This window comes from Ruegeria sp. CDSC052 (assembly GCF_059610685.1).
This window is the reverse complement of sequence record NZ_JBXWOB010000004.1, coordinates 48,276-61,525: the sequence shown is the minus strand read 5'-3', so window position 1 is coordinate 61,525 and position 13,250 is coordinate 48,276. Positions and strand designations below refer to the sequence as shown.

General features: G+C 55.0%; 13 protein-coding genes. 7 read left to right on the top strand and 6 right to left on the bottom strand.

The genetic code is table 11. The features are described 5' to 3' along the window. The first annotated feature begins 60 nt into the window (after positions 1-60). Together gatB and AC2FIM_RS09225 are read left to right on the top strand one after the other, a co-directional pair. Complete coding sequence (gene gatB, locus AC2FIM_RS09230; protein WP_496677547.1) at positions 61-1,572, top strand: Asp-tRNA(Asn)/Glu-tRNA(Gln) amidotransferase subunit GatB; 1,512 nt, start codon at positions 61-63, stop codon at positions 1,570-1,572. Between the two features lie 182 nt (positions 1,573-1,754). After that, the gene (locus tag AC2FIM_RS09225; protein WP_496677550.1) at positions 1,755-2,186 is read left to right on the top strand and encodes a DUF4177 domain-containing protein; all 432 of its coding nucleotides are present in this window, start codon (positions 1,755-1,757) and stop codon (positions 2,184-2,186) included. Positions 2,187-2,241: 55 nt separating this feature from the next. Here the strand turns inward: AC2FIM_RS09225 and AC2FIM_RS09220 are convergent, their stop codons facing one another. Both AC2FIM_RS09220 and AC2FIM_RS09215 read right to left on the bottom strand, forming a co-directional pair. Then, the gene (locus AC2FIM_RS09220) at positions 2,242-3,324 is read right to left on the bottom strand and encodes a glycosyltransferase family 4 protein (protein WP_496702210.1); all 1,083 of its coding nucleotides are present in this window, start codon (positions 3,322-3,324) and stop codon (positions 2,242-2,244) included. A 262-nt stretch (positions 3,325-3,586) separates the two neighbouring features. Next, positions 3,587-3,841, bottom strand: coding sequence for a BolA family protein (locus tag AC2FIM_RS09215; RefSeq protein ID WP_142634975.1), 255 nt, complete (start codon positions 3,839-3,841; stop codon positions 3,587-3,589). 107 nt (positions 3,842-3,948) lie between these two features. On the opposite strand from AC2FIM_RS09215, the gene AC2FIM_RS09210 reads away from it, so the two are divergent. Beyond that, positions 3,949-4,575: a J domain-containing protein gene (locus AC2FIM_RS09210; RefSeq protein ID WP_142634977.1), complete on the top strand. Its 627-nt coding sequence runs from the start codon at positions 3,949-3,951 to the stop codon at positions 4,573-4,575. A gap of 5 nt (positions 4,576-4,580) precedes the next feature. Here the strand turns inward: AC2FIM_RS09210 and AC2FIM_RS09205 are convergent, their stop codons facing one another. Then, positions 4,581-5,483, bottom strand: a complete 903-nt coding sequence (locus AC2FIM_RS09205) for a Hint domain-containing protein (RefSeq protein WP_142634979.1) — start codon at positions 5,481-5,483, stop codon at positions 4,581-4,583. Between the two features lie 618 nt (positions 5,484-6,101). Between AC2FIM_RS09205 and cobS the strand changes: the two genes are divergently transcribed. After that, complete coding sequence (cobS, locus tag AC2FIM_RS09200) at positions 6,102-7,085, top strand: cobaltochelatase subunit CobS (RefSeq protein WP_271950250.1); 984 nt, start codon at positions 6,102-6,104, stop codon at positions 7,083-7,085. Positions 7,086-7,178: 93 nt separating this feature from the next. Here the strand turns inward: cobS and AC2FIM_RS09195 are convergent, their stop codons facing one another. Next, positions 7,179-8,183 carry a hypothetical protein gene (locus AC2FIM_RS09195; protein WP_271950252.1) on the bottom strand — a complete coding sequence of 335 codons (1,005 nt, stop codon included), beginning with the start codon at positions 8,181-8,183 and terminating at the stop codon, positions 7,179-7,181. A 278-nt stretch (positions 8,184-8,461) separates the two neighbouring features. Here AC2FIM_RS09195 and cobT point away from each other — a divergent pair, with 278 nt between their 5' ends. From cobT to AC2FIM_RS09180, 3 genes are all read left to right on the top strand, one after another. Further along, positions 8,462-10,339, top strand: a complete 1,878-nt coding sequence (gene cobT, locus AC2FIM_RS09190; protein WP_142634986.1) for a cobaltochelatase subunit CobT — start codon at positions 8,462-8,464, stop codon at positions 10,337-10,339. Between the two features lie 53 nt (positions 10,340-10,392). After that, entirely contained in the window at positions 10,393-12,174 is a 1,782-nt protein-coding gene (locus AC2FIM_RS09185) for an aminopeptidase P family protein (RefSeq protein ID WP_142634988.1), read from the top strand. A 65-nt stretch (positions 12,175-12,239) separates the two neighbouring features. Continuing rightward, a complete protein-coding gene (locus tag AC2FIM_RS09180; protein WP_142634990.1) occupies positions 12,240-12,581 on the top strand; it encodes a DUF427 domain-containing protein in 342 nt (113 codons plus the stop codon). 136 nt (positions 12,582-12,717) lie between these two features. Here the strand turns inward: AC2FIM_RS09180 and AC2FIM_RS09175 are convergent, their stop codons facing one another. Both AC2FIM_RS09175 and AC2FIM_RS09170 read right to left on the bottom strand, forming a co-directional pair. Continuing rightward, positions 12,718-12,843: a hypothetical protein gene (locus AC2FIM_RS09175; protein ID WP_271950255.1), complete on the bottom strand. Its 126-nt coding sequence runs from the start codon at positions 12,841-12,843 to the stop codon at positions 12,718-12,720. Between the two features lie 78 nt (positions 12,844-12,921). Next, entirely contained in the window at positions 12,922-13,203 is a 282-nt protein-coding gene (locus AC2FIM_RS09170; protein WP_142634991.1) for a hypothetical protein, read from the bottom strand. Positions 13,204-13,250 lie beyond the last annotated feature (47 nt).

Genomic DNA, 13,250 nt, shown 5'->3' with positions numbered 1-13,250 from the left:
CCCCTTTGGCGCGCCGGGCCTAATACGCAGGCTTAGACTTCTGCGGAAATGAGGCGCGCCATGCTCGACCTGACATACGAAATGCCTAAGCCCAAAACCATTGCCGGGGCCAAGCACGATTGGGAACTGGTAATCGGGATGGAGGTGCATGCGCAGGTCTCGTCCAATGCCAAGCTGTTCTCTGGCGCGTCGACCCAATTCGGGGCCGAGCCGAACTCGAACGTGGCCTTTGTGGACGCGGCAATGCCGGGAATGCTGCCGGTGATCAACGAATATTGCGTCGAACAGACCGTGCGCACCGGGTTGGGCCTGAAAGCCGATATCAACCTGAAATCGGCTTTTGACCGCAAGAATTATTTCTACCCCGACCTTCCGCAGGGTTATCAGATTTCCCAGCTTTATCAGCCTATTGTCGGCGAAGGTGAAGTGCTGGTCGAGATGGGTGACGGCACCGCGCGCATGGTGCGGATCGAACGCATCCACATGGAGCAGGACGCAGGCAAATCAATCCACGACATGGACCCGCATATGTCCTTCGTCGACCTGAACCGAACCGGTGTTTGCCTGATGGAGATCGTCAGCCGCCCCGACATTCGCGGCCCGGAAGAGGCCGCCGCCTATATCGCCAAGTTGCGTCAGATCCTGCGCTATTTGGGCACCTGTGACGGCAACATGCAGAACGGCAATTTGCGGGCAGACGTGAACGTCTCGATCTGTTTGCCGGGGGCCTATGAAAAGTATCAGGAAACACAGGATTTCTCGCATCTGGGCACCCGTTGTGAGATCAAGAACATGAACTCGATGCGCTTCATCCAGCAAGCCATTGAGGTCGAAGCCCGCCGCCAGATCGCGATCGTCGAAGGTGGTGGCAAGGTCGATCAGGAAACCCGCCTGTATGACCCGGACAAGGGCGAGACGCGTTCGATGCGGTCCAAGGAAGAAGCGCATGACTATCGCTACTTCCCTGACCCTGACCTGCTGCCGCTAGAGATCGAGCAGGCCTGGGTTGACGACATCGCCGCCAACCTGCCCGAGCTGCCTGACGATAAAAAAGCGCGTTTTATCAGCACGTTCGGACTGACGGACTATGACGCATCGGTGCTGACTGCTGATGTTGAATCGGCTGCCTATTTCGAAGAGGTCGCGCAGGGTCGCAATGGCAAACTGGCTGCAAACTGGGTCATTAACGAACTGTTTGGCCGCCTGAAAAAGGAAGATCACGAGATCACCGACTCGCCGGTTTCACCTGCACAGCTTGGCGGCATCATCGACCTGATTTCCTCGGACGCGATCTCGGGCAAGATCGCCAAGGACCTGTTCGAAATCGTCTATACCGAAGGCGGAGATCCGGCGCAGATCGTCGAAGACCGCGGCATGAAGCAGGTGACGGACACGGGCGCGATCGAGGCCGCTTTGGACGAGATCATAGCCGCCAATCCGGCACAGGTCGAGAAGGCCAAGGTAAACCCGAAACTGGCCGGCTGGTTCGTTGGTCAGGTGATGAAGGCGACTGGTGGCAAGGCCAATCCCAAGGCCGTCAACGAGCTGATTGCCAAGAAACTGGGATCGTAGATCTTTCGGTTTTACTGATTTCGGCGGCGGGACTTTAGCCTTTGCGCAAAGTCCCGCCGCTTGTCATTTGTGGCACCAGGCCCGCACCAGCAGATGTGCCGGAATTCGCCCGCCGCGCTATGATGACTTTCCCATTGTGATCAACCTGCTAGATTACCCGGAACTTACAGGTAGGAATTCCGATGCCCCGCTACGAATACAAAGTTGTCCCTTCCCCCCAAAAGTCTGCCAAGACCAAGGGTGAAAAGTCAGCCGAGGGACGTTTCGCTGCTTCTATTGAACAGGTGCTAAACCAGATGGGGCAGGATGGCTGGGAATATCAACGCGCCGAGTTGTTGCCCAGCGAGGAACGCTCCGGCCTGACCGGCAGCACCGTGAACTGGCGCAATGTCCTGATATTTCGCCGTGAAATTGATATGCCTGTTGCCCCGACACCTGGCCCGACCGAAACGAAGGATGGCGTTGCTCTTGCTCAACCTGTTCCTGGTCCCGATACCGTTCAGGCCCCGGCCCCCATTGCAGAACAGGCCAAAGAGCCGCCTTTGTCGCTGAAAGGTGCTGAAACAGAAAAATCGGAAGACGAAACTGCAGAGACTGAAGGTCAAAAAACCTGATTGCCCTAACCGGGCCTGTCAAAAAAAACGGCTGTCAGGAGTAGCGTTTTGAATCTCAGCTCGTGACGTCGCGAATTAGCGTGTCCCATTGGGCAAAGACCTGATCTGGGGACAGATCGGCCTTTAGCGTAGGTGACACCTTGGACATCTGCGCCCTGAGGTCGGGTTCATGGATCAGCTTCAGCACTGCCTGTTCCAAACCACTGACATCGTTGACGGGAACCAGATATCCGTTCCGTCCGTTTTGAATGAACTCTGACGGACCGTAATCGCAATCGAAAGACACGACCGGTATCCCGCTGACCGCCGCCTCAGCGACGACATTGTGAAACCCTTCGAACCGCGAGGTGGCTACCAGAATGTCCGCACGCTGCGCCCATTCCCCGACCTCGATCGTATTGCCGGGCAGCCGAGCAACCGACTGTAGCCCCAGATCATCGCGCAGTTTCTGCAGATTTTCCCGCTCGCTGCCCTCACCATAGATAATCAACCTGGTATCTGGAGCTTGGGAATGAATGCGCTGCATCGCCTGCAGCAACATGTCGAACCCCTTTTGCCGAACGAGGCGGCCAACCGCGACCAGTTGCACACCCTGCCTCGTGCCAGAGGATTCAACTCGCTCAAAGGGGAGGATCGGGTTCGGAATAACCATCCCCTTCTTGCGCAAAGTGAAGGGAAGATCCGCCAATCCGCGATGTGTCAGCCCGACAACCTTTGCTGCCTTTATCCCCGCAATCCCTTGAAGCGGTGCCCAAAGGGGATGTGCGTCCTGTCGCAGCGGATTATTGCGTTCAGAAATGATAACGGGAATCCCGGTTCCAACGCTTGCCAGAAGAGTCTGAACATTCACCTTGGTCAGGAATGAGATTACAACGTCCGGTCGGAATTTCTTTATGACAGAGCGGATATGCGTAATACGTGACGCCTGTCCCGTCGCCTTTTCTGCAACGCTGAGTTCAACATCGAGATGCATCGGGAAATAGGGACCATCGGTCGGCATCTGAAAACCGGTAACGTGAACAGCACAACCGCGCCGGGCAAAATGCCCTGAAAGCATGGCTATTACTTTCTCTGCCCCCCCAGGCCCAAATCCAGCCTGCACAAAAAGAACTCTCAAAACCAAATACCTGAAAAACATCCCGTCAATTGAGGGTAGATTAGGGCCCGCGTTCGAGCAACTGTTATGCATGGAATGTTTTCACATTCAGACTGAATTTCCTGATTTGTTGCCATCACTGCAAGAAACCGGTCGAAATCACCAAAACACCGAAAAATTACCGGCCGGCTTTCACCTATCCAACCCGCGACCCTGTGCCAATCTCTGAACGATCACGGCAAAACCCGCGAATTGTCTTCGCTGCAGGGGTGCGACCGTTCCGGGCCGCGTTACAAAAGCCTGCCTAAACACCGATATCCAATGCCAAAGCATGGATCCGCGGCACGATATCTCCAAGCGCTTTGTGCACTGCGCGGTGGCGGGCAACGCGAGATTGCCCCTCGAATGCAGCCGCGCGGATTCGGATGTTGAAATGGCTTTCACCACCTTCTTGGAATCCGGCATGCCCGCGGTGGCTTTCGCTGTCGTCAACGATTTCAAGCTCATGTGGATCAAACGCCGATTGCAGGCGGCTTCGCATTTCTTCGGTCACGGTCATTTTTACGCTCAGCGGCAAAAATATTACCGCCCCCCTCTTCTACTTTCGGCTGCTTAGACTAAACTGCTGCCTCCGAGTCGAGAAGATGCGTTCTTAAGGATCATAGCATGACGAAATCAGACCCATTTGGATTCGATATGTCCGTCTCCAGCGCGAAGAAAAAAAACCCGCGTGGACGGCGTGGTATGTCTGGCGCGTCTGAAACTTCGGTGCGAATCTGTGACCATGAGGGCTGTGAAGAGCCTGGTAAATTTCGGGCCCCGAAAGCACCGGATGTTTTGGATGATTTCTTCTGGTTCTGCCAGCAGCATGTGCGCGAGTATAACCAGAAATGGAATTTCTTCGACGGCACGACCGAGGCCGAAATGAATGCTCAACAGTCTAAGGACAAAGTCTGGGAGCGTGAAACCAAACCCATGGGCGATCCCGAGGCACGTGCCTGGGCCCGTTTGGGAATCGAAGACCCGCACCAGGTGCTGGGCGCGAACAGTACCCAGAACAAAGGGCGCACTACAGGCGGAGGCGGCCGCCGCCTGCCCCCAACCGAACGTCGCGCTATCGAGATTCTGGAAGCCAATGACAGCTGGTCCAAGGCCGAAATCCGAAAGACCTATAAAAAGCTGATCAAGGTGTTGCACCCCGATATGAACGGCGGCGACCGTTCTCAGGAAGAGCAGTTGCAAGAGGTTGTCTGGGCGTGGGATCAGATCAAGGACAGCCGGAATTTTAGGTAGTGGGTTCAGTGCGCGAACGTATCGCGTAACGCAGCAGCTTCGGGGCGTTTTAGGCAACGTACGCGCGTTTGCTCAAAAGCGGGTGCCGCGTTTCGCAGTTCGGGAAATAGCTCACGGAGTTCCTCGGCATCTTCCCGATCGAAGGACATCACCGCCATTTCACCTAAAAACAAACTTTCAGTTGGCAAACCATTCGACAACAGTATCGCGTGGCGACAGCAAGCAATATGGTAGTATGTAACGGGATCATAAGTATTTACTTGGCGAATTGTATGATCGTTAACGAGATGAACTGCCGCGGCGAAAACTTTTGGCTCTCCAAACAGCAACTCTGCGCGCCAACCCTCCACGACAATCCTATGTTGTGGAGAAACGTACAAATCTCGGTCAGGCAGTCCTTTTCCGAATGCACCTTTCTGAATGCAAACCGGACGTAACTGGGGGTTTCGCTTCAAAGCTTCTGCCTGCAGGGTCTTCTCTCCGATCCACTCGATGCGTAGCAGTTCACCACTGGAAGCACGCACTTTGTCACCAACAGCGAGTTCCTCAACAGCGCGACAGCCACTTTCAGTTTCAATCAATGTCCCTTTCACGAAACACGGCACCGTTCCAGCGGGCAACCTAACGGTTACCCCAATCGAGGCATTGTTGCCATTTCCAGGCCCGCTGGAGGCTCTGACGATCAAACTCAGAGTTGTATTTGGGGGAACAATAACCCCCGGCTGCAGGTCCACTGTTAGTAAACCAGCACTGGAAATCGTAACCGAGTAATCTGAAGGGGAAAGAAGTCCGTCATCTGTTACAGATACAAACCAAGACGCTGGCTTGCTGGAGTTGTAGTCCACAGAAAATGTGTCCGTGTTCGGAGGAAAGAAAATCCTCGTTGGACCGGTAATTACTAAAGCCATGGCAACCTTTTACTTATTACTTAAACTAAGTCCAAAATAGTGTACCACCTCCACAACACATTTCAATATCTGCACGTGACGAGCCGCAAGTTGTGACGATTTCTTGTGGCATTTGCCCGAGGTCACTTTCCCGTTCGCCGAAAGTGTTGCCCTGCCTAGTTTCTACACGTCCTTAGGATGACGCTGAATCCAGAAACTGCCATCTCGACGTCTGGTATTGCCAACTGACAGATCTGGCTCGCGACTAGCAAAGAAATCTGCTGTGTACTTGAGCAACTTGCAAAAAGCCCCATGAGACCATTTTTCATATGTCTGATAAGGTCATTTTCAACATTTGGATTATTGAATACTTACCTGCATACAGCATTTCCGACACATGGATCGGCATGTGCGTCCGAACAGGCCGCAGTGCCTTTGTTGACAAACGCGGCTTGACCTGCACCTGGTACGCGTCGCGACCAAGGATCGCCCGCGCGTCAATAGGGCCAGTTTGAAAGAAAAACCTGCTCACCTTTCCAAGGGGGCCGCTTTCCCTTGCCCTTATCTGCAATATGTTGCACCACACACGGGTTCAGAAGCCCGCGCGGGGGCCGCGGTATCAGGATAAGGACGACAGGCATGGATTGGCCGATTGACGCAAACGCAAAACCAACAGAAGAGATTTCGGTCCGAGATGTGTTCGGCATCAATTCTGACATGCAGGTCAAACGCTTTTACGAACAGACAGAACGGGTTCCCGAGATCGACCCGACATATAAGTTCGACCCAGATACGACGCTGGCAATCCTCGCAGGGTTTACCCATAACCGCCGCGTGATGATTCAGGGTTATCACGGCACCGGTAAATCGACCCATATCGAGCAGGTCGCTGCGCGACTGAACTGGCCGGCCGTGCGCGTCAATCTGGACAGCCATATCAGCCGGATCGACCTCATCGGCAAGGATGCGATCAAGCTGCGTGATGGCAAACAGGTCACGGATTTCCACGAAGGAATTCTGCCCTGGGCTCTGCGTAACCCTGTTGCTATCGTCTTTGACGAATACGATGCCGGGCGCGCAGACGTGATGTTTGTGATCCAGCGCGTTCTGGAAACCAATGGCAGCCTGACTCTGCTGGACCAGAACGAGATTCTGACCCCGCACAAATATTTCCGCCTGTTTGCCACCGCCAATACTGTTGGCCTGGGTGACACGACCGGCCTGTATCACGGCACACAACAGATCAACCAAGCCCAGATGGACCGTTGGTCTCTGGTCGCGACGCTGAACTACCTTAGCCATGACGCAGAAACGATGATCGTTCTGTCCAAAGCGCCGCATTACAACACTGCCGAGGGCCGCAAGATCGTCGCTCAGATGGTCACCGTTGCCGATCTGACTCGGACCGCGTTCATGAACGGTGATCTTTCGACCGTGATGAGCCCCCGAACGGTAATCAACTGGGCCCAAAACGCCGAGATTTTCCGCAATGTCGGCTATGCTTTCCGCCTATCCTTTCTGAACAAATGCGACGAGCTGGAGCGCCAGACAGTGGCCGAGTTCTATCAGCGGTGTTTTGACGAGGAACTCCCGGAAAGCGCTGCAAGCACCAGCTTGGGATAACAAAATATACGGAATTTCCGGGGGCTTGTGCGTGGCACAGGCTTTCGGAAGCTCTTGCAGGGCCACATCATCAAAAGCTATGAAAGTTAGCTTTTATGCATTATTGGCCAAATGTGCCTGTGCAACTTCTTGAGCCGCATCTGGAGCCAACAATCCATCGTCGTCAAGTTTCCAGATTCCAATGTGATTGTCACAGAACTCGCGAAGATGACCGCGTTTACTGACGTCTTCCGCCAATTTGGTTAAACTATCCGCCGCCTCTGTGAAGTTATGCATGGCATAATCATCAAAGTCCTGGGTTTTCCACGGCCGATCATCGCCGAAATGAAACGTCAGACTGACATTCTTGAGCATCAGCATTCGTTTCGAGTGCGCAGCGAGATTGAATAGCATTGGCTGTATGACCCCAGACATCCCGAGGCAGGAATCTGTGCGAACAAATTGATCGAAAACTTCTTTGGAAAAAACAAAGCAGTCGAAACCCGGATGCTGCATACCAACCTCGCCCATAGACAGGGGGTCATGGGAAAACCCATGCGCATCGCCAAATGTCCGACGATTGATCGTGATGGCATCGAAACCACCCGCAATAAGCTGACGTACCGCGCCATAAAAATAGGGCTGAAGACAAATATCTGCATTAGTGTAGATTACAAAATCTCCGGGTTTAGCAACGGATGCACCCTTTTCCAGAACATCAAACAAAAGTGGCAAAGGCCGAGGAATTCGAAACGTTCCGACATCCAGAACCGTGCGTTCCAGTTTTGTCGCAACTTGCAGGCCGTAATGGGCTTGAATCAGATCTTCGTCCCCATGCACCGGAACCTGCACCAAAGTTGTTTCACCTTCACCAGCCAACGGATCTGATTTGGCAGTCACCATGCTATCCAACGTAGCGCGCTGGACATCATTCATCGCTCCGTCGACAGAAAAGAAATTGACGATATGCACTAGGTTGATTGGGTCAGGATCTTTGTATTTGGGATCGAAAACGTGAACTATCTCACTCAGCGGCGTTGAGGGTGACTGACAGAAAACATTCTCGGCTAACCAGCCCGAGGGCTGTAATTCTATGGTCTGTCTTTTGATCCCGAACAATTTTCGAAATTGTCTTCTGAGTCCCATTAAACCGTCCCAAACAAATAACTATATCACGCGTTCGTGTACCGTTCGTTTTGCATTGTACTGACGGAAAAGTCACCCCCAGTTAGAATCACAGGCCACGCAGAAGCCGGGCGTTGCCTCTTTTCTACAGGTCTGGCGTTTTTGCAATTCGGGCGTGCCGCTGATTACCCGGAAAACAAGGCCGACCCTATGGTCAAGACCTATGATTGGCTCTAGGTTGCCCGAGTAGAACAAGACCGGACCTGCCACCGATGAGCAAACCCAAAGACAACCCCGCTGATCCGTTCAAGAAAGCTCTGGCCGAAGCCACCAAAGTGATGGCCGACGATCCGGAACTTACGGTGAGCTATACGGTCGACCCGTCGGGCCTGTCGGGTGAGTCGATGCGGTTGCCTCAGGTCTCGCGGCGCATGACGCGGGAAGAGGTTCTGTTGGCGCGCGGGACCGCGGATGCTTTGGCTTTGCAGCGACGCTATCACGATGATGCTACTCATAATCGCTATGCGCCTCCAGGTGACATGGCCCGCGATCTGTACGAGGCGATGGAGGTTGCCCGGTGCGAAGCGATGGGTGCGCGGGACATGCCAGGCACTGCGTCCAACATCGACGTCAAGATCGGGCACGAAGCGATCCGGCGTGGGTATGATCAATGCAAACAGCCAGCTGACGCGCCTCTTTCGGTGGCCGCCGGCTATCTGATCCGGCATCTGGCCACTGGTCGCGACCTGCCGCCTGCGGCTGACAATGTCATGAACCTGTGGCGCGGGTTTATCGAAGATCAGGCAGGGGGCGTACTGGAGAACCTTGACGAGGTACTTTCGGACCAGGCCGAATTCGCCAAGTTTGCACGCCAGATGATCAAGGATCTGGGCTATGGCGATCAGCTGGGCGATGACCCGGATGAGCTGGACGAAGATCAGGAAGATCAGGCCGAAGACGACGCCGAAGAACAGCCCGACCCCGACAGCACTGGTCAGGATGATCAGGACGAACAGGACGCGGATGCGACCCCTGAGCAGTCACAGGAAGAACAGCAGGATCAGTCTCAGGCTCAAGTCTCCATGGATGAGATGGCCGAGGATGAAATGGGAGAAGAGGCCGAGATGCCCGAGGGCGAGGCCCCGCTGGAGCCGCCTGCCCCTCCGCCTGCATCCGATGCTGATCCCGACTATAAGGTCTACCTGAGCACCCATGACGAAGAGATCGCCGCCGAGGATCTGGCGGAGCCCGCTGAGCTGGAACGCCTTCGGGCCTATCTGGATCAACAGCTAGAACCGCTGAAAGGTGCCGTCAGCCGTTTGGCCAACAAATTGCAGCGCCGGTTGCAGGCGCAACAGAACCGCAGCTGGGAGTTCGACCGCGAAGAAGGCATTCTGGACGCGGGCCGTCTGGCGCGTGTTGTTGCAAGCCCAACCACACCGCTGAGCTTTAAGGTCGAGAAGGATACTGAGTTCCGCGATACGGTGGTGACGCTGCTGTTGGATAATTCGGGCTCGATGCGCGGGCGACCTATTTCGATCGCGGCGATCTGCGCGGATGTTCTGGCACGCACGCTGGAACGCTGCAACGTCAAGGTCGAGATTCTGGGCTTTACCACGCGAGCGTGGAAAGGCGGGCTGGCGCGCGAGGCCTGGCTGAACGATGGCCGCCCACAGCAGCCCGGTCGTCTGAACGATCTGCGCCATATCATCTACAAAGGCGCGGATGCCCCGTGGCGACGCGCCCGACCCAATCTGGGGCTGATGATGAAAGAAGGTCTGCTGAAGGAAAATATCGACGGCGAGGCGCTGGAATGGGCGCATCGCCGGATGACGGCACGGCGCGAGCAGCGCAAGATTTTGATGGTAATCTCGGACGGGGCGCCGGTCGATGATTCAACGCTCAGCGTGAACCCAGCAAACTATCTGGAAAAGCACCTGCGCGATGTGATCGGGATGGTCGAAAAGCGCAAGATGGTGGAATTGCTTGCCATCGGCATCGGCCATGACGTGACCCGGTATTACGACCGCGCCGTGACCATCACGGATGTCGAGCAACTGGCCGGAGCCATGACCGAGCAACTGGCCGCTCTGTTTGACAGTGATCCGCGCGCACGAGCGCGGGTTATGGGAATGAAGAGAGTAGGCTGAATCGCCTTTTCCATAACATGGCGTCGCGCGCTCCAAACTGATAGAGGTATGACATGTTTCAGTCCTTCGCCGTGACCGCACGGCCGGAACAGGGCCCGCCTCGGCTGGCCGATCTGCGGACCGAATTGGCACGCGACGGGTTGGACGGTTTCTTGGTCCCGCGCGCAGATGTGCATCAAGGCGAGTATGTGGCCCCGCGCGACGAACGGCTTGCCTGGCTGACCGGGTTCACAGGTTCGGCCGGGTTCTGCGTGGTTTTGGCAGATAAGGCCGGCGTCTTCATTGACGGACGTTATCGTACGCAGGTCAAAGCGCAGGTCGCCGCCGATTACACACCTGTTCCATGGCCCGAGGTCAGCCTTGCCGCGTGGCTAACGGAACAACTCCCGCAGGGTGGTCGGGTTGGCTTTGATCCGTGGCTACATTCGGCGGGTCAGATCGCGAAAACGCAGACCGACCTTGAAGGCCGAGATATTACACTGGTGCGCAGCGACAATCTGGTGGACCGGGTTTGGTGGGATCAACCCGATCCACCAATGAACCCGGTAAAGCTGCACCCGATCGAATTCGCGGGCGAAAGCGCAGACAGCAAAATCGCGCGTCTGGCGCAGTCCCTGCAGGACACGGGCTGTGGCGCAGCGGTGATTACCCTGCCCGACTCGATCATGTGGTTGTTGAACATTCGGGGCTCCGATATCGGGTACAACCCGGTGGCGCATGGGTTTGCTATACTGCATGCGGATGGCCGCGTGGATCTGTTCATGGCGCACCAAAAGCTGAACGTGGCGATGGCCGATTCAGTCACAGTTCATGCGCCGGACACGTTTTTGACGGCTGTCGCAGCGCTTGACGGTAAGGTTCAGGTTGATCTTGGTACGCTGCCACAGGCAGTGGCCGATGTGCTAGAAGGGCAGATGGTCGATGGCGGCGACCCTTGTGCGCTGCCCAAAGCCTGCAAGAACCCTGCCGAAATCGCAGGCAGTGCCGAGGCACATCTGCGCGATGCTGTCGCTGTGATCGAAACGCTGTGCTGGCTGGATGCGCAAGCCGCTGGCGATGTTACGGAAACGCAGGTGGTCACTCGGCTTGAGGAGAACCGGCGCAAGGATAATGCCCTGCAGGATATCTCGTTCGATACGATTGCAGGGACAGGACCCAATGGCGCGATCATGCATTACCGGGTGACCGAGGAAACCGACAGCCTGCTGCAAGACGGTCATATCCTGGTGCTGGACAGCGGCGGACAATATTTGGATGGCACGACTGATATTACCCGGACCATTGCTATCGGCAATGTGGGTGAAGAAGAAAAAGCCTGCTTTACTCGCGTGCTGAAAGGCATGATCGCCATGTCTATGCTGCGCTGGCCTGCCGGGTTGGCTGGACGTGATATCGAATCCGTGGCGCGTATTCCCCTATGGGCAGCGGGTCAGGACTTTAATCACGGTGTCGGGCACGGCGTCGGTGCCTATCTGAGTGTGCATGAGGGCCCTCAGCGTCTGTCCAAAGCCAGCCATGAGCCCTTGCTGCCGGGCATGATCTTGTCGAATGAGCCGGGTTACTACCGCGAAGGTGCGTTTGGAATCAGGATTGAAAACCTTTTGGTGGTGCAATCTGCCCCTACCCTGCCCAGTGGTGACGCGGAACGTCCCATGTTGGAATGGCGCACATTGACCTATGTCCCTATCGACCGACGCTTGGTTCTGACCGATATGCTGACGGCAGTCGAACGCGACTGGCTCAACGCATATCACCGCGAAGTTGCCGAAAAAGTTCGACCAAGGCTGGGAGATGACGCCCAACTGTGGTTGGATGCCGCAACCGCACCGATCTGACACCGCATCGTTACATATACCGGGCAGTGGACAAGCGGGAAACCGGACCAGAGGAAAGAGCAAAGATGACCGAGATCACCATTCGCAAGACACCAGGCAAATGGAGCGTCCGTTCAGGAGGCGCCATTCTGGGTGAAACCACAAATGCTCTGGAATTGCTCGAGGGCGATCTTGATCCGGTCATCTATTTCCCTCGTACCGATATCGCGATGGCATTTCTGGATGTTACCGACAAGGTCACGCAGTGCAAACACAAGGGCCAAGCCACGCATTTTTCGATCGTCAACAAATCCTCGGTCACTGAAAACGCTGCTTGGAGCTATGAAGACCCGATCCATTCTGCCTTAGACATCAAAGGCCATGTCGCCTTCTACCCGCTTGATTCCGTGAAGGTCGAACAAATCTGACGTATGTCCCAGATGCGCAATACCTCTACTCAATCGAGTTGTTGCACAATATGAAAGGCCAGATCGCTTTGGCCTTCACGTCAAAATCTGGCTCGAAGTAAGAGAACGATCCTTTACGCTGGATACCACGAAAGTATCAAACGAGCCCGACCTGCACCTTGGGATTTCTCGCTGCGCCTACACTAAAAACTGCTTTTTTCCGGTATTCATGGCGCAGTTTCTTGGCAAAACCCACGCCCAAAATGGTCTGTTTTTCTGGCACCAAATAGATTTGTTTTTGGTCGATCTAATGCCGCAAACAAGGTGAGTTTAGAGAGTTAAACTGAAGCCTGCTCAAGATCTAAAACTCATCAAATTCCGGAACATTTCCAAGCCTAATGATAAAGCTCGGCGCCCCGACCTCGCCACTGTTCGGGTCCTCACTGACCATGTAGGCATCGGCGCCAGCGCAATCGTCGGATAGCGCTTCCCTTTCTGCTCTGTTTTGTGCTTCCGCCGCCGTGGAGTATTCAAATTGCTTGCCAATTTTCAAGTTTCCTTGCCCTCCGCGACCGGGCTTATTTTCCACATATGTCTGGCAGATATAGTGAATTTTTTCTGAGCTCTCATCTGAGATTGTCATGGCAGTATCCGTAAAATGAGTATGGGTGCGATTGATGCATGGGAAAA

Excerpts from the sequence above, each read along its gene's own strand:
- gatB (WP_496677547.1), top strand. The coding sequence starts at position 61 with ATGCTCGACCTGACATACGAAATGCCTAAGCCCAAAACCATTGCCGGG.
- AC2FIM_RS09220 (WP_496702210.1), bottom strand. The coding sequence starts at position 3,324 with ATGTTTTTCAGGTATTTGGTTTTGAGAGTTCTTTTTGTGCAGGCTGGA.
- cobT (WP_142634986.1), top strand. The coding sequence starts at position 8,462 with ATGAGCAAACCCAAAGACAACCCCGCTGATCCGTTCAAGAAAGCTCTG.
- AC2FIM_RS09180 (WP_142634990.1), top strand. The coding sequence starts at position 12,240 with ATGACCGAGATCACCATTCGCAAGACACCAGGCAAATGGAGCGTCCGT.
- AC2FIM_RS09210 (WP_142634977.1), top strand. The coding sequence starts at position 3,949 with ATGACGAAATCAGACCCATTTGGATTCGATATGTCCGTCTCCAGCGCG.
- AC2FIM_RS09185 (WP_142634988.1), top strand. The coding sequence starts at position 10,393 with ATGTTTCAGTCCTTCGCCGTGACCGCACGGCCGGAACAGGGCCCGCCT.
- AC2FIM_RS09205 (WP_142634979.1), bottom strand. The coding sequence starts at position 5,483 with ATGGCTTTAGTAATTACCGGTCCAACGAGGATTTTCTTTCCTCCGAAC.
- AC2FIM_RS09170 (WP_142634991.1), bottom strand. The coding sequence starts at position 13,203 with ATGACAATCTCAGATGAGAGCTCAGAAAAAATTCACTATATCTGCCAG.
- AC2FIM_RS09225 (WP_496677550.1), top strand. The coding sequence starts at position 1,755 with ATGCCCCGCTACGAATACAAAGTTGTCCCTTCCCCCCAAAAGTCTGCC.
- AC2FIM_RS09215 (WP_142634975.1), bottom strand. The coding sequence starts at position 3,841 with ATGACCGTGACCGAAGAAATGCGAAGCCGCCTGCAATCGGCGTTTGAT.
- cobS (WP_271950250.1), top strand. The coding sequence starts at position 6,102 with ATGGATTGGCCGATTGACGCAAACGCAAAACCAACAGAAGAGATTTCG.